14 protein-coding genes and 1 other RNA gene are annotated in these 21,053 nt (G+C 66.6%); 9 read left to right on the top strand and 6 right to left on the bottom strand.

Annotated elements, in window-relative coordinates; genetic code table 11:
• Window positions 1-9: 9 nt before the first annotated feature.
• Genes aroA through gyrA form a run of 6 tightly spaced genes read right to left on the bottom strand, consistent with a single transcriptional unit; the run spans window position 10 to window position 8,231 of the window.
• Entirely contained in the window at window positions 10-1,332 is a 1,323-nt protein-coding gene (aroA, locus tag AC6LKG_RS17595; RefSeq protein WP_498166304.1) for a 3-phosphoshikimate 1-carboxyvinyltransferase, read from the bottom strand.
• Window positions 1,333-1,337: 5 nt separating this feature from the next.
• Window positions 1,338-2,240 (bottom strand): prephenate dehydrogenase, encoded by a 903-nt coding sequence (locus AC6LKG_RS17590; RefSeq protein WP_498166303.1) that lies wholly within the window; start codon window positions 2,238-2,240, stop codon window positions 1,338-1,340.
• Window positions 2,237-3,358 carry a histidinol-phosphate transaminase gene (gene hisC / locus AC6LKG_RS17585; protein WP_498166301.1) on the bottom strand — a complete coding sequence of 374 codons (1,122 nt, stop codon included), beginning with the start codon at window positions 3,356-3,358 and terminating at the stop codon, window positions 2,237-2,239. Before hisC ends, AC6LKG_RS17590 begins: the two co-directional genes overlap by 4 nt.
• Window positions 3,359-3,365: 7 nt before the next feature.
• Complete coding sequence (gene pheA / locus AC6LKG_RS17580) at window positions 3,366-4,451, bottom strand: prephenate dehydratase (RefSeq protein WP_498166300.1); 1,086 nt, start codon at window positions 4,449-4,451, stop codon at window positions 3,366-3,368.
• Window positions 4,444-5,574 carry a 3-phosphoserine/phosphohydroxythreonine transaminase gene (gene serC / locus AC6LKG_RS17575; protein WP_498166298.1) on the bottom strand — a complete coding sequence of 377 codons (1,131 nt, stop codon included), beginning with the start codon at window positions 5,572-5,574 and terminating at the stop codon, window positions 4,444-4,446. Before serC ends, pheA begins: the two co-directional genes overlap by 8 nt.
• Complete coding sequence (gene gyrA, locus AC6LKG_RS17570) at window positions 5,574-8,231, bottom strand: DNA gyrase subunit A (protein WP_498166297.1); 2,658 nt, start codon at window positions 8,229-8,231, stop codon at window positions 5,574-5,576. Before gyrA ends, serC begins: the two co-directional genes overlap by 1 nt.
• 412 nt (window positions 8,232-8,643) lie before the next feature.
• Here gyrA and ompA point away from each other — a divergent pair, with 412 nt between their 5' ends.
• The 9 genes from ompA to AC6LKG_RS17525 all read left to right on the top strand — a co-directional run bounded on the left by ompA (window position 8,644) and on the right by AC6LKG_RS17525 (window position 21,034).
• A complete protein-coding gene (ompA, locus tag AC6LKG_RS17565) occupies window positions 8,644-9,240 on the top strand; it encodes an outer membrane protein OmpA (RefSeq protein ID WP_498166296.1) in 597 nt (198 codons plus the stop codon).
• A 146-nt stretch (window positions 9,241-9,386) separates the two neighbouring features.
• On the top strand, window positions 9,387-10,115 hold the full coding sequence (gene ubiG, locus AC6LKG_RS17560; RefSeq protein ID WP_498166294.1) for a bifunctional 2-polyprenyl-6-hydroxyphenol methylase/3-demethylubiquinol 3-O-methyltransferase UbiG: 729 nt from the start codon (window positions 9,387-9,389) through the stop codon (window positions 10,113-10,115).
• Window positions 10,112-10,786, top strand: coding sequence for an HAD-IA family hydrolase (locus AC6LKG_RS17555; RefSeq protein ID WP_498166292.1), 675 nt, complete (start codon window positions 10,112-10,114; stop codon window positions 10,784-10,786). The genes ubiG and AC6LKG_RS17555 overlap by 4 nt, the downstream gene beginning before the upstream one ends.
• 367 nt (window positions 10,787-11,153) lie before the next feature.
• Entirely contained in the window at window positions 11,154-12,332 is a 1,179-nt protein-coding gene (locus tag AC6LKG_RS17550; protein ID WP_498166290.1) for an MFS transporter, read from the top strand.
• A 64-nt stretch (window positions 12,333-12,396) separates the two neighbouring features.
• Window positions 12,397-12,785: a transfer-messenger RNA gene (ssrA, locus tag AC6LKG_RS17545) on the top strand.
• Between the two features lie 394 nt (window positions 12,786-13,179).
• On the top strand, window positions 13,180-14,340 hold the full coding sequence (wecB, locus tag AC6LKG_RS17540) for a non-hydrolyzing UDP-N-acetylglucosamine 2-epimerase (protein WP_498166288.1): 1,161 nt from the start codon (window positions 13,180-13,182) through the stop codon (window positions 14,338-14,340).
• A 35-nt stretch (window positions 14,341-14,375) separates the two neighbouring features.
• Window positions 14,376-16,589 (top strand): hypothetical protein, encoded by a 2,214-nt coding sequence (locus AC6LKG_RS17535; RefSeq protein WP_498166287.1) that lies wholly within the window; start codon window positions 14,376-14,378, stop codon window positions 16,587-16,589.
• Window positions 16,590-16,607: 18 nt separating this feature from the next.
• Window positions 16,608-18,308, top strand: coding sequence for a glycosyl transferase family protein (locus tag AC6LKG_RS17530; protein ID WP_498166286.1), 1,701 nt, complete (start codon window positions 16,608-16,610; stop codon window positions 18,306-18,308).
• Window positions 18,305-21,034: an NfrA family protein gene (locus AC6LKG_RS17525; RefSeq protein WP_498166284.1), complete on the top strand. Its 2,730-nt coding sequence runs from the start codon at window positions 18,305-18,307 to the stop codon at window positions 21,032-21,034. Before AC6LKG_RS17530 ends, AC6LKG_RS17525 begins: the two co-directional genes overlap by 4 nt.
• Window positions 21,035-21,053 lie beyond the last annotated feature (19 nt).

Here is a 21,053-nt window from a genome sequence, read left to right as displayed (position 1 = left end):
CCGTGGTCGCTACGCCGACACCAGGCCGGCGTAGACATCAAAGTAACCCGGGAACGTCTTGCTGACGCAGCCCGGATCCAGAATGCGCACCGCAGCCGGGCCGAACGCGGCCAGCGAAAAGCACATTGCCATGCGGTGGTCGTCCCAGGTGCCGACGTGCGCATCGCGCCAGCCCCCCTCGGCGGGCGGCGTCACGCTCAGCCAATCCGGCCCCGATTCCACCCGCGCGCCCAGCTTCTCCAGTTCGGTCTGCATGGCGTGGATGCGGTCAGTTTCCTTGACACGCCAGCTGCCGATGTTGCGCAGGCGGCACGGGCCATCGGCGTACAGCGCCAGCGCGGCAGCCGTCATGGCGGCGTCGGGGATCAGGTTGAAATCGGTGTCGAAGGCCTTCAGGCGGCCGCCCTCGGCCACACGCACGCCGCTCACCTCGATCCAGCCGTCGCCGTAGGTCACGGTCGCGCCCATGGCGGCCAGGGTGTCGGCGAATTTGACGTCGCCCTGGATGCTGTCGGCGCCCACGCCGGTGACCCGCAGCGGACCGCCACCGATGGCGCCCAGCGCCAGGAAATACGACGCGGTGGAGGCATCGCCCTCGACCGCGATCCGGCCCGGGCTGCGGTAGCGGGCGCCGCCGGCGATGGTGAAGCGGCTCCAACCGTCGCGCTGCACGGTCACGCCGAAACGCGCCATGAGATTCAGCGTGATTTCAATGTAGGGCTTGGAGATCAGTTCGCCCAGCACCTCGATCACGACCGGCTGACCGCTCTGGCCGGCCTGCAGCGGCGCGGCCATCAGCAAGGCGGTCAGGAACTGGCTGGAGACCGAACCTTGCACCTGCGTCACGGCCGGCGTCGCGATCTCGCCGCGGCCGATATGCAGCGGCGGGTAGCCAGGCTGCCCCCGGTAGTCGATGCGGGCGCCGAGCGCCTTGAGCGCATCGACCAGGTCGCCGATGGGACGCTCGTGCATGCGCGGCACGCCGGACAGGCGGTAGTCGCCGCCCATCAGCGCCAAGGCCGCCGTCAGCGGCCGGATGGCGGTGCCGGCGTTGCCCATGAACAGGTCGGCGCTGTCGACCGGAAAGCGGCTCACGCCGCGCACGGTGACGCGGCCCTCGGCCAGCTCGGACAGCGCCACGCCCAGTTGGCGCAAGGCGGCCAGCATGACGCGGGTGTCGTCGGAATCGAGCAGGCCGGAGATGGCGGTCTCGCCCTCGGCAAGGGCAGCCAGCAACAGCACACGGTTGGAAATGCTCTTGGAACCGGGCAGGGCCATGACGCCCTGCGCGCGCCGTACGCGCGGCAGATCCAGGAAAGGCAAAGCGCCCATGTCGATTACTCCTTGCGCCAGTTGCGGCGCGCCTGCGCCGCGGTGTCCAACAGCGCCAGCAAGGCCGCGCCGTCACCGTCGTCGATGGCACGCTCGGCGCGGTCCAGCACGGTCCGCACAGCCGCCAGTTCGGCCAACATGGCGTCGCGGTTGGAAAGAAAGATATCGCGCCACATCTCGGGCGAACCCGCCGCGATGCGGGTGAAATCGCGAAAGCCGCTGCCCGCCAGCGCCAGCCGAGTCGCGGCGTCGGCGGCCGTGGCCACCTGCTCCATGTACACCGACGACAACAGGTGCGGCAGATGGCTGACCGAGGCCAGCACGCGGTCGTGCGCGCCGGCGTCCATGTCGATCACCCGGGCGCCACAGGCCAGCCAGGCATCGCGCACCTGGGCGACAGCGGCGGCGGCGTTCTCGGCCAGCGGCGTCAGGATGACGCAGCGGTCTCGATACAGATCCGCGTCGGCGGCCTCGGGGCCGGTGCGTTCGGCGCCGGCAATCGGATGGCCCGGCACGAACTGACCGATGCGCGCACCCAGCGCCAGGCGGGCAGCATCGACCACCTCGGCCTTGGTGCTGCCGCCGTCGGTCAGCAGCGTCGCATCACGCAGATGCGGCAGCATGCGCGCCAGCATGTCCTTCAGGCCGCCCACGGGCGTGGCCAGGAACACCAGGTCGGCGCGGGCGGCGGCCTCCTCGGCGCTGACGGCTTCGTCGATCAGACCCAGCTCGACCGCGCGCGCCAGCGACGCGGCATTGCGGCCAACACCCAGCACCCGTCCCACCTGCCCCGCCCGGCGCAAGGCCGCGGCGAAGGAACCGCCGATCAGGCCCACGCCGACAACGGCCAACACAGGAATCAGGGGGCCAGCGGCCCCCTGATTCGGCTTGGAGTAAGCGCCGTTCATTCGGACAGGATGGCGGTCAGCGCGTCGATGAAGCGGGCGTTTTCCTGCGGCAGGCCGATCGACACGCGCAGCCACTCGGGCAGGCCGTCGCCGGCCACGGGGCGCACGATCACGCCGCGCTTGAGCAGCGCCAGGTTGATGCGCGGCGCATCGCCCACGTGCACCAGCACGAAGTTGCCGTAGCTGGGCACGTAGCGCAGCTTGAGGCGATCGAAGGCTTCGCACAGCTGCGCCTTGCCGGCCTTGTTGGACGTGTACGCCTGTTCGAGGTAGGCGGCATCGCCCAGCGCGGCCACGGCGGCGGCCTGCGCCAGCGTGTTGACGTTGAACGGCTGGCGCACGCGGTTGAGCAGGTCGGTCAGGGCCGGCTGCGCCACCGCGAAGCCCACGCGCAGGCCCGCCAGGCCGTAGGCCTTGGAGAAGGTGCGCGAGACGATCAGGTTGGGATAGCGGCGCACCAGCGCGGTACTGTCGAACCGGAATTGCGGTTCCAGGTATTCGTTGTAGGCCTCGTCCAACACCACCGTGACACGATCGCCGTGGGCGGCATGCACGCGCTCCAGGAACGCGGCCACCTGGTCGCCCGGCACGAAGGTGCCGGTGGGGTTGTTGGGATTGGCGATGAACAAGAGGCGCGTGTCGTCGGCGATGGCGTCGAACATGGCGTCCAGATCATGGCCGTAGTCCTTGGCCGGCACCACGATGTGGCGCGCGCCGCGGGCCTGCGTGGCCAGGCGGTAGACCGCGAACGAATGCTGCGCGTAGACCGCCGACGTACCCGGCTCCAGCAGCGCCAGCGCGGCGATTTCCAGGATGTCGTTGGAGCCGTTGCCCAGCGTGATCCAGTTCATCGGCACTTCGTAGCGCGCGGCCAGCGCGGCCTTCAGATCGAAGCCGTTGGGATCGGGATAACGTGCCAGCGACTCGGCCGCGGCCAGCATGGCCGCGCGCGCCGACGCGGGCATGCCAAGCGGGTTTTCGTTGGACGCCAGCTTGACGATGCTGGCCGGGTCCAACCCGAATTCACGGGCCAGCTCTTCGATCGGCTTGCCGGCCTGGTACGGGGCGATGGCGCTGACGTGCGCGGGAGCGGCGAGAGGCTTGGAAGTGTTGGTCATGGAAGGCTCACGGCGCCGGGTAGGAACCCAGCACTTTCAGGTAGGCGACCTGCGCCCGCAGGGTGTTCAGGGCGAGCGCGACGTTCGGATCGTTGCGATGCCCCAGGACATCGACGTAGAAATAGTATTCCCACTCGCCGGTGCGAGCCGGGCGGGATTCGAAGCGCGTCATCGATACGCCATTGGCCGCCAGCGGCGCCAGCATCTCGTAGACGGCGCCGGCGCGATTGGGGACGGCCAGGATCAGGCTGGTCTTGTCCTTGCCGCTGACCAGCGGCTCGATGTTGCCGATCGCCAGGAAACGCGTGCGGTTGTGCGGATCGTCCTGGATGCCGGCGCTGACGACCTGCAGGTTCCAGGCCGGCGCCGCCACTTCACCAGCGATGGCGGCGATGGTCGGATCGGACGCGGCCAGGCGCGCGGCCTCGGAATTGCTGGCCGCGGCCACGCGCTCCAGGTCGGGATAGTTGCGCGTCAGCCACCCCTGGCACTGGGCCAGCGCCTGAGGATGCGCGGAAATCGATTTGACACCTTCCATGGTGCCGGACTGCGACATCAGGCAATGGCGGATCACCAGCGAACGCTCGCCCAGGATGCGCAGGGGCGTGTTCAGCAGCAGATCCAGGCTGCGGTTGACCGCGCCTTCGGTGGAGTTCTCGACCGGCACCATGCCGACATCGGCCTGCCCCGCCTCGACGGCGCGGAAGACTTCGTCGAACGACACGCACGGCAGCTTCTGCACCGCGTGGCCGAAATGCTCCAGCGCGGCCTGCTCGGAAAACGAGCCCTGCGGCCCCAGGTAGGCGACGGTCATGCCGCGCTCCAGGCCGCGGCAGGCCGAGATGATCTCGGTCCAGACCGAGGCCACGCCGGCCGCCGGAAACGGGCCGGGATTGAGTTGCTGCAGGCGCCGGATCACTTCGGCTTCACGTTCGGGACGCAGCACCGGGCCGTCGGCGTGGGCGGCGTGCTTGGCCTCGCCGACTTCCTGCGCGGCGCGGGCGCGCTGCGACAGGAGGTCCAGGATCTGGGCATCGAGCGCGTCGATGCGGTCGCGCAGGGGGCGCAGCTTGCGCTGCAGGTCATCATCCATAGCGGCGCTCGAATTCCTTCAGGTACTCGACCAGCGCGGCCACGGCGGCCAGCGGCACGGCGTTGTAGATCGAGGCGCGCATGCCGCCCACGCTCTTGTGGCCCTTGAGCTGGGTCAGACCGGCCGCCTCGGCGCCTTGCAGGAAGGCATCGTTGAGCGACTCGTCGCGCAGCACGAACGGCACGTTCATGCGCGAACGCACGGGCGCGTGGATCGGATTGCGGTAGAAGCTGGTGCTGTCCAGGTAGCCGTAGAGCAGTTCGGCCTTGGCCTTGTTGGCCGCCTCCATGCCGGCCACGCCGCCATTGGCCTTGACCCACTTGAACACCAGGCCGGCGATGTAGATCGCGAAGGTCGGCGGGGTGTTATAGCGCGAATGCTCGGCGGCCACGTTGGCGTAATCGAACGCCGACGGGCAGATCGGCAGCGCGTGGCCGATCAGGTCGCGGCGGGTGATGGCCATGGTCACGCCGGCCGGGCCGGCGTTCTTCTGGGCGCCCGCGTACATCATGCCGCAGCGGCTCACGTCCATCGGACGCGACAGGAAGTGCGAGGAGGCGTCGACCACCAGCGGCACGTCGGGCGCGCCGAGCGCGGCCGTGTCGGGCCAGTCCATGAACTCGACGCCGCCGATGGTTTCGTTGCTGCACAGGTGCAGGTAGGCCGATTCCTTGCGCACCTTCCAGGTGTCGACCGGCGGCACCCACGTGAACGGCGCCTGTTCACGGCCGTCCAGCTGCGTCGCCTGGCCGCTGCTGGCCGCGACCTGCGCGTCGCCATAGCGGCAGGCTTCCTTGTGGGAACGCGACGACCAGTGACCGGTCACGACGAAGTCGGCCGCCGGCGTGCCGCGCCGCCCCATGAGATTCATGGGAACGATGGCGTTCTCCCCGGAACCGCCGCCCTGCATGAACATCACCGCGTAGTCCGGAGACAGGCCGAGCAAATCGCGCAGGTCGCTTTCGGCTTCGTCGCAGATCTGCACGAAGTGCTTGCCGCGATGGCTCATTTCCATCACGGACATGCCACTGCCGTGCCAGTCCAGCATTTCCGCAGCGGCTTGCTGCAGTACCACCTCGGGCAGGGCCGAGGGGCCTGCCGAGAAGTTCCAGGGGCGGGCCATTATTGCTCCGTAGGTTCCGTCGAATCCGTTGCAGCGGCGTCGCCGTCGCCCTCTTCCTGGCCATCGTCCAGGTCTTCGCTGTCATCGTCGGCGTCGCTTTCGACGACGCGGCGCACGCCGGACAGCGAACTGCCGTCGTCGACGTTGATGAGGGTGACGCCCTGCGTGGCGCGGCCCATTTCACGGATTTCCGCGACGCGGGTACGCACCAGCACGCCGCCGGTGGTGATCAGCATGATTTCATCCGAAGGCATCACCAGCACGGCGCCGACCACCTTGCCGTTGCGCGAGCTGGTCTGGATGGCGATCATGCCCTTGGTGCCGCGGCCATGGCGCGTGTACTCGGTGATCGGGGTGCGCTTGCCATAGCCGTTTTCGGTGGCGGTCAGCACGCTCTGCGTTTCGTCCCCAGCCACCAGCAGCGCGATCACGGTCTGGGTGTCCTCGAGCATCATGCCGCGCACGCCGCGGGCATTGCGGCCCATCGGACGCACGTCGTTCTCGTCGAAGCGCACGGCCTTGCCGGCGTCCGAGAACAGCATGACATCGTGCTTGCCGTCGGTGAGGTCGGCGCCGATCAGGTAGTCGCCGTCGTCCAGGTCGACCGCGATGATGCCGGCCTTGCGTGGATTGGAGAAGTCGGACAGCGGGGTCTTCTTGACCGTGCCGCGCGAGGTCGCCATGAAGACGTAGTGGTCTTCGCTGAATACCTTGACCGGCAGCACCACCGTGATCTTCTCGCCTTCGGCCAGCGGGAACATGTTGACGATGGGCTTGCCGCGCGAGTTGCGCGTGCCTTGCGGCACTTCCCAGACCTTGAGCCAGTAGACCCGGCCGCGGTTCGAGAAGCACAGCAGGAAGTCATGGGTATTGGCGATGAACAACTGGTCGATCCAGTCGTTTTCCTTCATCGCGGTGGCCTGCTTGCCGCGACCGCCGCGCTTCTGCGAGCGGTACTCGGACAGCGGCTGGCTCTTGATGTAGCCGCCATGCGACAGCGTCACGACCATGTCGGTGGGCGTGATCAGGTCTTCGGTATCCAGTTCGGTCGCGTTCAGCTCGATTTCCGAGCGGCGCGAATCCTTGGCGCCGGTCGAGAACTCGGCCTTGATGGCCTGCAGTTCCTCGCCGATGATGGTCGTGATGCGCTCGGGCCGGGCCAGGATGTCCAGCAGGTCGGCGATGGTGGACATGATGTCCTTGTATTCGCCGACGATCTTGTCCTGCTCCAGGCCGGTCAGGCGCTGCAGGCGCATGTTCAGGATTTCCTGCGCCTGGGTGTCGCTCAGGCGATACAGCCCGTCGCCCTGCAGGCCGAACTCGGCGCCCAGGCCATCGGGACGGAAGGCCGCGCGACCGCCCGGCGTATCGCCGTCGGCGCGCGACAGCATTTCGCGCACCAGCGAGGAATCCCACGACTTGGCCATCAATTCCTGGCGCGCGACGGGAGGCGTCGGCGCGGCCTTGATGATGGCGATGAAGTCGTCGATGTTGGCCAGCGCGACAGCCAGGCCTTCCAGCACGTGGCCGCGTTCGCGCGCCTTGCGCAACTGGAACACCGTGCGGCGCGTCACCACTTCGCGGCGATGCTGCAGGAAGTAGTCGATCATCTGCTTCAGGTTCAGCAGGCGGGGCTGGCCATCGACCAACGCCACCAGGTTCATCCCGAAGGTGTCCTGCAACTGGGTGTTCTTGTAGAGGTTGTTCAGCACCACCTCGGGCACTTCGCCGCGCTTGAGCTCGATCACCAGGCGCATGCCGTCCTTGTCGGACTCGTCGCGGATGTCGGAGATGCCTTCGATCTTCTTGTCGTTGACCAGCTCGGCGATGCGTTCCTGCAGCGTCTTCTTGTTGACCTGGTAGGGGATCGCGTCGACCACGATGGCCTGGCGGTTGCCCTTTTCCATGTCTTCGAAGTGGGTCTTGGCGCGCATGATGACGCGGCCGCGGCCGGTGCGATAGCCTTCGCGCACGCCAGACATGCCGTAGATGACGCCGCCCGTCGGGAAATCCGGCGCCGGGATGATCTCCATGAGTTCATCGACCGTGCAAGCGGGATTGCGCAGGCAATACAGGCAGCCGTCGACCACTTCCTGGAGGTTGTGCGGCGGAATGTTGGTGGCCATGCCCACGGCGATGCCCGAGCTGCCGTTGACCAGCAGGTTCGGCAGGCGCGAGGGCAACAGCAGCGGCTCTTGCTCGCTGCCGTCGTAGTTGGGGCCGAAGTCGACCGTTTCCTGGTCGATGTCCGCCAGCAGCTCGTGGGCGATCTTGGCCAGGCGGATTTCGGTGTAGCGCATCGCCGCGGCGTTGTCGCCGTCGATGGAACCGAAGTTGCCCTGGCCGTCGACCAGCATGTAGCGCATGGAGAAATCCTGCGCCATGCGGACGATGGTGTCGTAGACGGACTGGTCGCCGTGGGGATGGTACTTACCGATGACGTCCCCGACGATACGCGCGGACTTCTTGTAGGCGCGGTTCCAGTCGTTGTTGAGTTCGTGCATCGCGTAGAGCACGCGCCGGTGGACGGGCTTGAGCCCGTCCCGCACATCCGGTAGCGCCCGCCCGACGATCACGCTCATCGCGTAATCGAGGTAACTGCGGCGCATCTCTTCTTCCAGCGATACCGGAAGCGTCTCCTTGGCAAAGGAATCCATATATATAACGACAGAATCGTGTAAGGAGGAACCCGGGCCGGGTAAACAGGAAATTCTATCATTCGATTGGGATCGCGGCCCCACGGGCCCCGCGCGGCCCCCGGCGCGGGCTCCGCGGCGGATGTGGCCGGCAAGCGCCGCCGGCGCGTTCGCCCGCATCCGGAACCCTGTTGTCAAAAACCAACATGGCAAACCGATGGAGCGTGGAAAACGTCATATCCAGCACCAATGCGGCTGTCCAGGGAAGCCAAAGGCCCCCAAATGCCTTAAGATTGTTTCCAGCACGCAGGAAACCCAGTAGCTATTCCTTTGAACCAGCTCTTGGCGTTGCTATACTGGCCCCGTTTTCCTGATATGCGGCGGGGGTTCGCTGCGAGTCACTTATCCAGCTTCAAGCTCAACGAGGAGAAACATGAACAAACCCTCCAAATTCGCTCTGGCGCTCGCCTTCGCCGCCGTCACGGCCTCGGGTGTAGCCTCGGCCCAGACCTATCCCCAAACGGTGGACAACTGGCGCAATCCGTTCGGTGACGTTTGGAAGAACGGCACGAACGAACTGTGCTGGCGCGATGCGTTCTGGACCCCGGCCACCGGCATCCCCGGCTGCGACGGCGTTCCGGTTGCACAACAACAGAAGGCGAAGCCGGCCCCGATGGCGGCCAAGGTCGTGTTCAACGCTGACACGTTCTTCGACTTCGACAAGTCGACCCTGAAGCCCGAAGGCCGCCAACTGCTGGACCAAGTCGCCCAGCAAGCTCGCGGTATCGAGCTGGAAACCATCATCGCCGTGGGTCACACCGACTCGATCGGTACGGAAGCCTACAACCAGAAGCTGTCCGAGCGCCGCGCCGCTTCGGTCAAGGCCTACCTGGTCAGCAAGGGCATCGATCCGAACCGTATCTACACGGAAGGCAAGGGTGAACTGAACCCGATCGCTTCCAACAAGACGAAGGAAGGCCGCGCCCAGAACCGTCGCGTTGAAATCGAAATCGTGGGTAGCCGCAAGTAATTGCCGGACTAGCTACAATAAGGGGCCTCGCATTGCGAGGCCCTTTTTTTCGCCTGGCTTGCACCAATGCGGTGCAATCACCCCGGCGCCCGCGCGCGCCGCAGTCCCTCTCTATATATAGAGTGCCGCCCTATGCTGGACCGCCCATGAGCACCCACACTTCCGATACCGCCCACGCCACCGTCAATGCCGACCAGGCCGAACTGGACAAGTTCGGCGCGCTGGCGAGCCGCTGGTGGGACCCCGAAAGCGAGTTCAAGCCCCTGCACGCCATCAACCCCCTGCGCCTGGAATGGATCCAGGAAAGCGCGGGCAACCTGGCGGGCAAGAAAGTGCTGGATGTCGGCTGCGGCGGCGGCATCCTGTCGGAGGCCATGGCACGCACCGGCGCGGACGTCACCGGCATCGATCTGGCCGACAAGTCGTTGAAGGTGGCGCGCCTGCATGGCCTGGAGTCGGGCGTGAAGGTCGATTACCGCAAGGTGCCGGTCGAACAACTGGCGGCCGAACAGCCCGGCCAGTACGACGTGGTCACCTGCATGGAAATGCTGGAACATGTGCCCGATCCTGGTTCCATCGTGCGTGCCTGCGCGGCGTTGACCAAGCCGGGCGGCTGGGTGTTCTTCTCGACCCTGAATCGCAATCCCAAGTCATTTCTGTTCGCCATCGTCGGGGCCGAGTACCTGCTGCGCCTGCTGCCACGCGGCACCCATACCTACGACATGTTTATCAAGCCAAGCGAGCTGGCCGCAGCCGCCCGCGGCGCCGGCCTGGAACCGGTCGGCATGCGTGGCATGGAATACAACCCGATCACCCAGATCTATTCCCTGTCTTCCGACACCTCGGTCAACTATCTGATGGCTACCCGCAAATGAGCGCCCTGATTCTGTTCGATTTCGACGGCACGCTGGCCGACACCGCCCCGGACCTGGCGGCCGCCGCCAACCAGCAGCGCACCCGCCGGGGGCTGCCCCCCCTGCCCTACGAAACGCTGCGCCCGGTCGCCTCGCAGGGCGCTCGCGGCCTGCTGCGCGTGGCGCTCGGGCTGAAGCCGGACGACGACGACTACGAGCCGACGCGCCTGCAGTTCCTGGAAGATTACGCCGCCAGCTCGACCGTACACAGCAAGTTGTTTCCCGGCATCGAGGCGCTGCTGGCCGACATCCGCCAACGCGGCCTGTCCTGGGGTATCGTGACCAACAAGGTCACCTACCTGACGCTGCCGATCGTCGCACACTTGAATCTGACGCGTGACAGCGCCGTGCTGGTATGCGGCGACACCACCGCCCACGCCAAGCCGCATCCACTGCCGCTGCAACATGCCGCGCGCGAAGCCGGCTTCGCTACCGACCGCTGCGTCTATGTCGGTGACGACCTGCGCGACATCCAGGCGGCGCACGCGGCCGGCATGCCCGCCGTTGCCGCCGCCTATGGCTATGTCGGCGAAGAAGACAACATCAGCAACTGGGAAGCCGAGACCTGCGCCAACACGCCGGCCGAATTGTGGCCGGCGATCGCGCCGCTGCTGCCGCGCGATCTGCGTTGATTCGCCATCATCCGCACCGATCTCCTGCGCCCCGGCTGCGCCACCCTTGCCGGCGGCGCGGGATGGCAGGGGTTCGACCGGATTAGTTGACCTGCCCGAATAATTTATCCGGCGAAAAAGGGTTTATCCCTGGGCGCCGGTGAATTAAAGTACGTTTCATGCAAGGCAATACGGGTGCCTCCCGATTGCCTTTCCCGGCCAAGGCCGGATGCCGTGCGGCTACGACCGTACGGCAGGTCCTTCATGCATCGACGGCTTGCCGCCCTCATGCCCCCCCGCGCGCCGACGTCTCTCCGGCACGCAACCCAGACCTTTCATCCGCTCACCGCGCGTTGCCTCACGGCTTCGCGCGTACCTGGAATCGCCCATGCTTTTGCCCATCCTGTTACTTTCGGCCGCCGGTTTCACCATCCTGACCACCGAATTCCTGATTGTCGGACTACTACCCAGCCTGGCCCGCGACCTGGATGTCACGGTATCCCAGGCCGGGCTGCTGGTATCGCTGTTCGCCTTCACCGTGGCTGCCACCGGCCCTCTGCTGACCGCGCTGATGGCCAATATCGAGCGCAAACGCCTGTTCATCAGCGTGCTGGTGGTGTTCGGCCTGTCCAACGCGCTGGCGGCGATGGCCCCGAATATCTGGGTCATGGCGCTCGCTCGTTTCGTCCCCGCACTGGCGCTGCCGGTGTTCTGGTCTCTGGCCAGCGCCACGGCAGTGGAGCTGGTGGGCCCGGCCCGGGCCGGGCGCGCCATCTCGATGGTGGCGTTCGGCATCGTCGCGGCGACAGTGTTCGGCATTCCCATCGGCGTGCTGATCTCCGACGCCTTCGGCTGGCGCGCGGCTTTCGCGGCGCTCTCGGCGGTGGCGTTCGCCAAGGCGCTGTTGCTGCTGCTGGCCTTCCCCAGCACCCATATCCGCGCCGAGAGCGTCAAGCTGGTGACACAACTGCGCATCCTGCGCAATCCGATAGTGGTCGGCCACGTGCTGTTGTCGGTATTGGTATTCACGGGCATGTTCACCGCTTACACCTATCTGGCGGACATGTTGGAGCGACTGGCCGGCTTCAATGGCCAGATCGTCGGCTGGACCATGATGGCATTCGGCGCGGTGGGCCTGATCGGCAACACGCTGGGCGGCCGCCTGGTCGACCGCAACCCGCTGGGGGCGACCGCCCTGTTCTCGGCGCTGATGGCCGCCGGCCTGGCGTTCGTGACTCCGGTGATGCAGTCGTATGGCTTGCTGGCGGTCGTCCTTACGGCCTGGGGCATTGCGCAGGCGGCGCTGTTCATCGTCTGCCATGTGCGGCTGATGAAGTCGGCGCCCGAGGCGCCCGCTTTTGCGGCCTCGCTCAATATTTCCGGCGCCAATATCGGCATTGGCCTGGGCGCGGTGGTTGGTGGCCACGTGATCGACCACTATGGGCTGGCGGCGCTGGGCTGGGCGGCGGCGGGCATCGTGGCGCTGTCGGTCGGCCTGGCGTTCGCGCTGATGGCGGCATCGCGCCCACGTGCGGCGGGCAAGGCTGCCTGCGCCAACGTCACGTGACGGACCCCGGCGGCACGCGGAAATACAGCGGACTATCGTATTTCCCAGTACAATAGAGCTTCTTGGGGCCGATCCGGATTCGACGTGGGTCGCGAAACAACCCAGGGCATGCCGAGCACCAGTACGCTCGTTAAACCACTGGAACACTACAAACGCCAACGACGAGCGTTTCGCTCTCGCCGCTTAAGCGGTGAGCCGCTGCACTGATCTGTCCTTGGGTCAGGCGGGGGAAGGCAACTTCCCAGGGGGGCAACCCTCGAACCGCAGCAGCGACATTCACAAGGAATCGGTTTGAACTGGGGTCACACGGTTCAAATTTAAATTACGTGAATCGCTCTGGTCCGGCCTGTCGGTTGGCTAAGTCCAGGGTTAAAACCAAATAAATCGACTACGCATGTAGAACTGGTTGCGGAGGGCTTGCGGACGGGGGTTCAATTCCCCCCGGCTCCACCAAATTTCCGTCATAGCGCCGAATGGCCGACCTTTAGAGGTCGGCCATTTTTTTTGTCTTCGATTGGGGACATGCGGCAAGCACCCAACGGCATTGAAAGGGCCTGCTCTCGGCTGGCGCCAGCCCTTTGCATTGCGCCAAGGCCATCGAAGCCATGTTAGTAACAATAAAAAACAAAACCAGACATTGCCCGAAACACCATTGAAAGCAAAACGACACTTGATGCGGCCCCGTTTATATCGCTCTGGGGCGCATCGCTTTCATTGCTGTCAGGTCAGCCCTGCCGCAAGTATCAATTTCCTACGGCAATCAGGAAATATTCCGTCACATACTGCGAAGATTATCGATACATAATAAACACAAGAAAATGCCACCGGCCCGGGCCGCCCGACTGCGATGAAGATACTTTCCATATTCGGAACGCGTCCTGAAGCGATCAAGATGGCGCCCCTGGTCGCCGCCCTGCGGGACGAGCCCCGGTTGGACAGTGTGGTCTGCGTAACCGGACAGCATCGCCAGATGCTGGACCAGGTGCTGGCATTGTTCGATCTGCGTGCGCAGCACGATCTGGACATCATGGTGCCCAACCAGACCCTGAACGGCTTGTACGCGCGCCTGATCAGCCGGGTGGATGAGGTCTTGGAAACGGAGCAGCCCGATTGCGTGCTGGTGCATGGCGACACCAGTACCGCCTCGGCCTGTGCGCTGGCGGCGTTCCATCGACGTATCAACATCGGCCATGTCGAAGCGGGCTTGCGCACCGGCAACCTGGCCATGCCCTTCCCCGAGGAAATGAACCGCCGCGTAGTCGACGCTATCGGCGACTGGCTGTTCGCGCCCACCGCCGAGTCGCGCGCCAACCTGCGGCGCGAGAACCTTGCCGGCCGCATCACCGTGACCGGCAACACGGTCATTGACGCCCTGGCCATGACCTGCGCCAAGCTGGACTCCGACGGGCCGCTGGCGCGCGGGGTCGCCGCCCGCTACGGCTGGCTCGATCCGCAACGCCGGCTGATGCTGGTGACCGGCCACCGGCGCGAGAGCTTCGGAGACGGCTTCAAGAACATCTGCGCCGCGCTGGCCGAGCTGGCCCGCCGCGAAGACCTGCAGATCGTCTATCCGGTACACCTGAACCCGCAGGTGCGCAATGTGGTGATGACCGACCTGGCGGGGCTGGAACGGGTCCACCTGATCGATCCGCTGGATTACCTCGATTTCGTCTGGTTCATGCGGCGTTCCCATCTCATCCTGACCGATTCCGGCGGGGTGCAGGAAGAGGCGCCATATCTGGGCAAGCCCGTGCTGGTGATGCGCGAGGTGACAGAGCGCCCGGAAGCCGTGCAAGCCGGCACGGTGGCGCTGGTAGGCACGGATACGCGGCGCATCGTCGCCGAGGTCAACCGGCTGCTCGACGACCCCGCGCTGCATGCCTCGTTTTCGCGCCGCATCAATCCGTACGGAGACGGCAAGGCCAGCGCGCGCATCGTCGATGCGCTCTGTGGCCGGCCGGTCGCGGAGTTCGATCCCTATGGTTCGGCCGCCGGCACGCCGGCCTGATGTGTCCCGCCCTGAACTTTCCGCCTGGAGTTCCCATGCCCAAACCCACGTCCCTACCCGCCGCGCAGGTGCTTTGCCGTGCGCTCATGGCCGCTGGCCTGCTGTTGCCACTGGGCGCCATGGCCAGCCCGGCCGGCGATGCGCTGCGGCAACTGCAAGGCGATGACTGGGTCACGCGTAACACCACGCTGGCGGATCTGGGAATCACCGAGCCGATTGTCCTGAGCAACAGCGATTCACGCCACGAGTTCTACGTGCCGGTGCCGCGCGGCGTGCCGATAGCCGACGCCACCTTGAACTTCGATGCCAAGTACACCAAGGGCGAGCCGGGCCGCACCAGCCTGGTGCTGTGGGCCGATGGCGTGCCGCTGAACGCGCAACGCATCGCCGATGGCGATGGCAGCATCGCGCGGGGCTACACGGTCGATCCGCGTGGCCGCGAAACCGGCTTCCTGCGGGTGGGCGTGGACTGGCAATCGGAAATCGCGCTGCGCCACTGCGAAAGCAACCGGGCCACCGCGAACGCGCTGACCATCTCGCCGCAAACGCGCCTGACCTATCGTTACGATGCTTCGGCCATCGGTAATCTGGACGATGCCTGGGGCACGCTGCCGGGCAAGCCGACCTTGATCGTCGGCGGCGACAAGTTGAACCAGCAGGCCTTCGACAGCGCGTGGCGCGTCGGAGTGGCGCTGGAGCGCGCCGGCAAGCGCGTGGCGGTCCGCGCCTTCCCGTCGGTGGGCGACGAGATCGACACGCGCGGCCTGCAGGCCCCGAAGGGATTGGCGCAGATCCCCGCGTTCGCGTCGCTGGCCGACAACGGCAAGCACAGGATCGCCAACGCTGCCGAGATCGGCGCGCTGCTGGTGATGGGCGCGCCCGCCGTCGCCGGTGACGTGGTGATCGCCGACGCCGCCTTGCGCGCCAAATTGAACCAAGCGCTGGACGCACTGCAGGCCCAACTGGCCGGCGATGCCGACGCCGCCTCGGCCTTCCAGTCCTGGCGCGAACGGCGCGTGCCGCTGGCCGCCGCCGACCTGCAGCCCAAGGAAATCCGGCTGGCCGCGATGGGCCGCCAGGCCGTGATCGCGCTGGCGGCCGACGCCGGCGCGCAGGGCGCGGGCGCGTTCGACAGCGCCTGGCGCCGCATCCTGGTGACGCGCCAGGTGCAGGTCAAGACCGCGATGCCGCCGCAGACCTTCCAGGACGGCGGCCTGCGCCTGACGGCGCTGGGCGGCTCGCCGAACAGCTTCAACGTGGTCGCCAGCGGCGATTGGACCACCACGTTCCCGCTGGCCGCGGTCTCGGCCGATGGGCGCATGCCCGGTGAGCTGGTCATGGACGTGTCGGCCGCGCCCGGCGCATCGTCGACGCGGCCGGTGGCTTCGGTCTTCTGGAACGGCATCCTGCTGGCCGCCAAGCAATTGGAGGCCGACGGCCGCCCCGAACGCCTGACCGCGCGCGTGCCCGGCTATGTGCTCGGGGTCACCAACGCGGTGCGCGTCACCTTCCAGCGCCAGCCAGTCTCGGTCGACTGCAACGAGATTCCACAGGGTTATCCGGTGAACGTGCTGCCGACCAGTTACGTGAAACCGGAAAAGGCCGAGCCGGACGGTACTTTCGTCGGCCTGCTACCCCTGCTTGCCGGCTCCCCGCAGGTGATCGTGCCCGACAGCTACCTGGCGAACGCGCCCGACAATCTCAAGCGCCTGATCGGCATCGCCTCGGCCAGCGGCATCTCGACCGCCCGGGCCGAACTCTCGGTGATGCCCGCTGGCCAGGCGGTCAAGCCAACCCGTCCGTTCCTGGCCATGGAGGTGCCAGTGGAAGGCGCCAAGCCGATGGTGACCGTCACCGACCGCAAACAATTGCGGATCGATGGCAGGAATGCGACGTGGCTGGACATCTCCGGGCTGGAGCACCTGAGCTCCGCCGAGGTGGTCAGCGCCAGCGGCCAGGACGGCGTGCTATGGCACACCCTGGGACGGCAAGCCGGCATGCTGGACGCGCCATTCGTGCTGAACCGCGGCAACGTCGCGCTGATCGGCGCCGCCGGCCCGGTGGCCTGGATCGAGAGCGCCAATCCCGACGCCAGCCATCCGCCCGGCGCTGGAGAAAGTGCGTTCTTCGAGTGGCGCCGCTACATCTCGTGGAGCGTGCCCGCGGTCAGCGTGGGCCTGCTGGTGCTGATCCTGATCCTGATCCTGGCCACACGCGCCAGCCGCAGGAAGAAGCAGGACAGCAAGTAAACCTGGCCGCGCCCGCCCATGTCCTCGCTTTACTGGCCCTATCTCATCGCCGACTATTACCGCGGCCTTGAGATCGTGACCGCCGTCGTCGGCGTGATTATCCTGCTTTCGAGCCTGGATGACCTGTTCATCGACGCCTGGTACTGGGTGCGCGAATTGCGGCGTTCGTTGACGATCAAGCGCCGCTATACGCCCCTGGCGGCATCGCAACTGCGCGCGAAGGAAGAACAACCGCTGGCGATCATGGTGCCCGCCTGGCTCGAGTACGACGTCATCGCCTCGATGCTCGAGATGATGGTATCGACGCTCGAATACAAGAACTACATGATCTTCGTGGGCACTTACCAGAACGACGAGCGCACCATCAAGGAGGTCGAACGCATGCGGCGGCGCTACCGCCAGCTCGTCCGGGTGGAGGTGCCGCACGATGGCCCGACCTGCAAGGCCGACTGCCTGAACTGGATCGTGCAGGCCATCTTCGCCCAGGACGCCAAGCAGCCGGTGCCGTTCGCCGGCGTCGTCCTGCACGACAGCGAAGACGTGTTGCACCCGCTGGAGCTGAAGTACTACAACTACCTGCTGCCGCGCATCGACTTCATCCAACTGCCGGTGACGTCGCTGGAACGCCACTGGTACGAATTGGTGGCCGGCACCTACATGGACGAATTCGCCGAATGGCACACCAAGGATCTGGTGGTGCGCGAGAGCATGTCGAAGATGGTGCCCTCGGCCGGGGTCGGCACTTGTTTTTCGCGGCGTGCGCTGGTCGAATTGGCCGCCGAGACCAACAACCAGCCCTTCAACACCGACACGCTGACCGAGGACTACGACATCGGCGCGCGGCTGGCGCAGCGCGGCATGCGGCAGATCTTCGGCAAGTTCGGCGTCGAATACGTGACCCGGCGCCGCGCCTGGTTCGGCTTGGGCAAGGAAAAGGTATCCAGCATCCATATGCCGCTGGGGGTGCGGGAGTACTTCCCCAACACCTTCCGCACCGCCTACCGGCAGAAGGCGCGCTGGACGCTGGGCATCGGGCTGCAGGGCTGGCAACAGGTCGGCTGGGCCGGCTCGCTGGCCACCAAGTACCTGCTGTTCCGCGACCGCAAGGGCCTGGTGACATCGTTCATCGCCATCCTGGCATACCTGCTGCTGGCCAATTTCTTCCTGTTCTACCTGGCCGACCTGTTCGGCTGGTGGACCGTGTACTACCCGTCGTACTTCCGTCCCGGCGGCTGGCTGGTGACACTGATGTGGATCAACGCGGTGGCCCTGCTGCTGCGAGTGGTCCAGCGCAGTTACTTCGTTGGCCGCATGTACGGCTGGGAACACGCGCTGCTGTCGATTCCGCGCATGATCGTCGGCAATTTCATCAATGCCATGGCCGCGGCGCGCGCCTGGAAGCTGTTCATCGGCCACCTGATCACCGGCAAGCGGCTGGTCTGGGACAAGACCATGCACGACTTCCCGTCCACCGATCAACTGGCGCAGCAACGCCAGCGCCTGGGAGAATTGCTCCTGTCCTGGCAGGCGATCGATGAGGACAAACTGGCGCGCGCGCTGGAGATCCAATCGCGCGACAAGCGGCCGCTGGGCGAGATCCTGATGGAGCAAGGCTGGCTCGATAAGGGCACGCTGCAGGAAGCCATCCATTTCCAGCGGAGCGGCCAGGCGGCGGACACCGCGCCCGCGCATTCCGAAGACAAACCCGCGCCCCCATGAAGCCACTGACCCGTTCGTTCCTGCTGTCCGCCGCGCTGGCCTGCGCCGGCCACGCCGGGCCCGCCACCGCCCAAGCCGCGCCGCCCGCCGCCGAGGCGCCGCTGGAAGGCGCCGCATACCAATTCGCCAACGAAGGCTACAAGCGCTACGATGCGGGCGACTATGCGCAGGCGCAGCGCCAAGCCGAATCCGCCATCGCCTTGCGCCCGGACGTCGAACGCCTGCGTCTGCTGCTGATCTACGCGCTGCAGAAGCAGGGCAAGCTGCGCGAAGCCGAACAGGCCGCGGCGGACGCCATCAAGAGCGGCCTGGACACCCCGGCCCTGCGCCAGGCGCGCGCCAACCTGCGGCCGCGCGGCGCGCAGCCGGCCACGGGCGGCGCACCCGCCACCACCGCGGCCTACCGCCGCGGCTTTCCGATCGCTACGCGCGCCTACGCCGACTACAACCGTGGCGACTATCCGGCCGCGCAGCGCGGCGCCGAACAAGCCTTCCGCATCGATCCCGAGCAGGGGGCCTGGGCCATGCTATGGCTGGACGCGCTGCAAGCCCAGGGCAAGTATGCCGAGGCCGAGACAGCCGCCGCCAAGGCCATCGCGCTGGGCGCCCCCAACAAGAACGACCTGACCGCGCGCCGCACCACCATGAAGCGCCGCATGGCGATCAAGCCCGCCGAACAGGGCTATCAGGCGCTCATCGCCAACCGCCCCGGCGACGCGGTGCCGTTGGCGCGTCAGGCCGTGGCACTGGCGCCCGACACCGCCAGCCATCGGCTGCTGCTGATGACCGCCCTGATGCTGGACAACCAGTTGGCGGCGGCCGAGGATGCCGCCACCGACGCGCTCAGGCAGGACGACGAAAACACGGTCGCGCTGGTGATGCGCGCCTACCTGCGCCAGCGCCAGGGCAAGACGGAGCAGGCCAACGCCGACTTCGACGCCGCGCTCAAGCAGGACTGGCTGGATGACGACCAGCGCCGCAACGTGCGCCTGATCGCGGCCGATGCCGCGCTGGTCGGCGGCGAGACCCAGCGCGCGCTGGCTCTGCTGGCGCCGCTCGGCAACAAAGACGAAGCCGCCACGGCCCGCCTCAAGCGGGCCCGCTCGGCCCCCACCGTGCCGGCCACGCTGACGCTGGCCAACTACCCCGCGCCCTTGCAGGACTGCCGCGACACGCCTTACGGCACATCGTGCGAATTGCTGCCCTCGGATGCCGCCGGCAGCGGCGGTCCGGCCGCCCAGGCCTATGCCGCCTATGCCCGCGAGGACTACCAGGAAGCGATCGCCCTGGCGCGCAAGGCGGCCGAACAGGATCCGGCCAACAAAGAGTTTCAGCGCCTGCTGACCACCGCGCTGGCCGCGGGCAACGCTGCGCAATTGGCCGAAGCCGAACAGCGCATGAGCGCAGCCCTGGCCGCCCAGCCCGACGACCCCGCGCTGCTGATGCAGCGCGGTTACCTGCACCAGCGCATGGGCCAGCCCAGGCTGGCGCTGCAGGATTTCCAGGCCGCGCGCGCCACCGGCAAGGCGCCGCCGACCGTGATCCTGGACGAAGGCTATGCCCTGTCCGGCGTGGGCGACAAGCGCGGCGCGGTGGAAAAGCTGAAGCAGGCCATCGATGAGGCCGATGCCGGCAAGCTGGAACTGACGCCACAGCAGCGCTTTGACACCCGCAGCGGCATCGCCGGGCTGTCGCGCGAATGGGGCGGCTATGTCTCGGCCGGCTACCGTGGGGCCCGGCCGGCATCGTCCGGGCTGGGCGGCGCGGCCATCACCGTGCCGGGCGACGCGGTATTCAGCACGGCCGAGATTTTCTGGCGGCCATCCGACTTCCTGAATTCGTCGACCCGCACGTTCGAGCTGTATGGGCGCCTGTCCAACACGCTTTACAACAAGGGCGGCAAGACCGCCGGCCAGACCGTGTCGGACCCTTGCGGTGGCACCATCAATGTGGCCGAGACCTCGAACCAGGGAATTTCTGGCATCCCCACCACGGTGGGCTCGCTGGGCATGCGCTTCACGCCATCCACCGAGGTCGGCCTGACGTTCGGCCTGGAACGCCAATTCAATCTGGGAACCGCCACGCGCAAGGGCACCTTCAGCCCGGCGCCGGCGGACCTGCGCTGCAGCCTGAACCGCAGCAACGAGACCGCCTACTACAAGACCGACGCCGGCGGCGGCGGCTGGCTGGCCTATGTCACGTATGGCCTGTACGAAGGCACCACACTGCGCATCGACCGTCCCGACTGGTTCACCATGGAAGGCTACGTGCAGGCGGGCTACTCGTGGCAGGACATGTCGGCGCGCCTGTGGAAGCGCAACAACGCCACCGGCGCCGACACCGACCGGACTTCGGGCAGGATCAAACGCGACCAGGCCTTCGGCGCCGGCGAACTGCGCGTGGGTCGCAGCTACCGGATGGATGCGCTCAGCGATCGCCTGGTGTTCTTCCCCTATGCGGTGGTGGGTGCCGATTGGCTCTGGAACAAGAACCGCATGGTCGGTCTGGACATCGATGGCTCGGATTCGTATCGCCAGCTTGGCGACGGCTCATCGTGGTCGATGGGCGCCGGCCCCGGCTTCAATCTGCGCTACTGGTTCCGCGAAGACCACTACAACGCGCCGCGTTCGTACCTGGATCTGACCACCCAGTACCGCTTCAACATCGGCGGCGGCCAGGCCGACCGGGCCAAGGGGTTGTTCATCAACCTGACCCTGTCGTATTGAACCGCGTCCGCACGTATCC

It is taken from the genome of Achromobacter sp. 46006 (assembly GCF_059761975.1).
The sequence above is the reverse complement of the archived record's forward strand: the minus strand, read 5'-3'. Positions and strand labels throughout refer to the sequence as shown.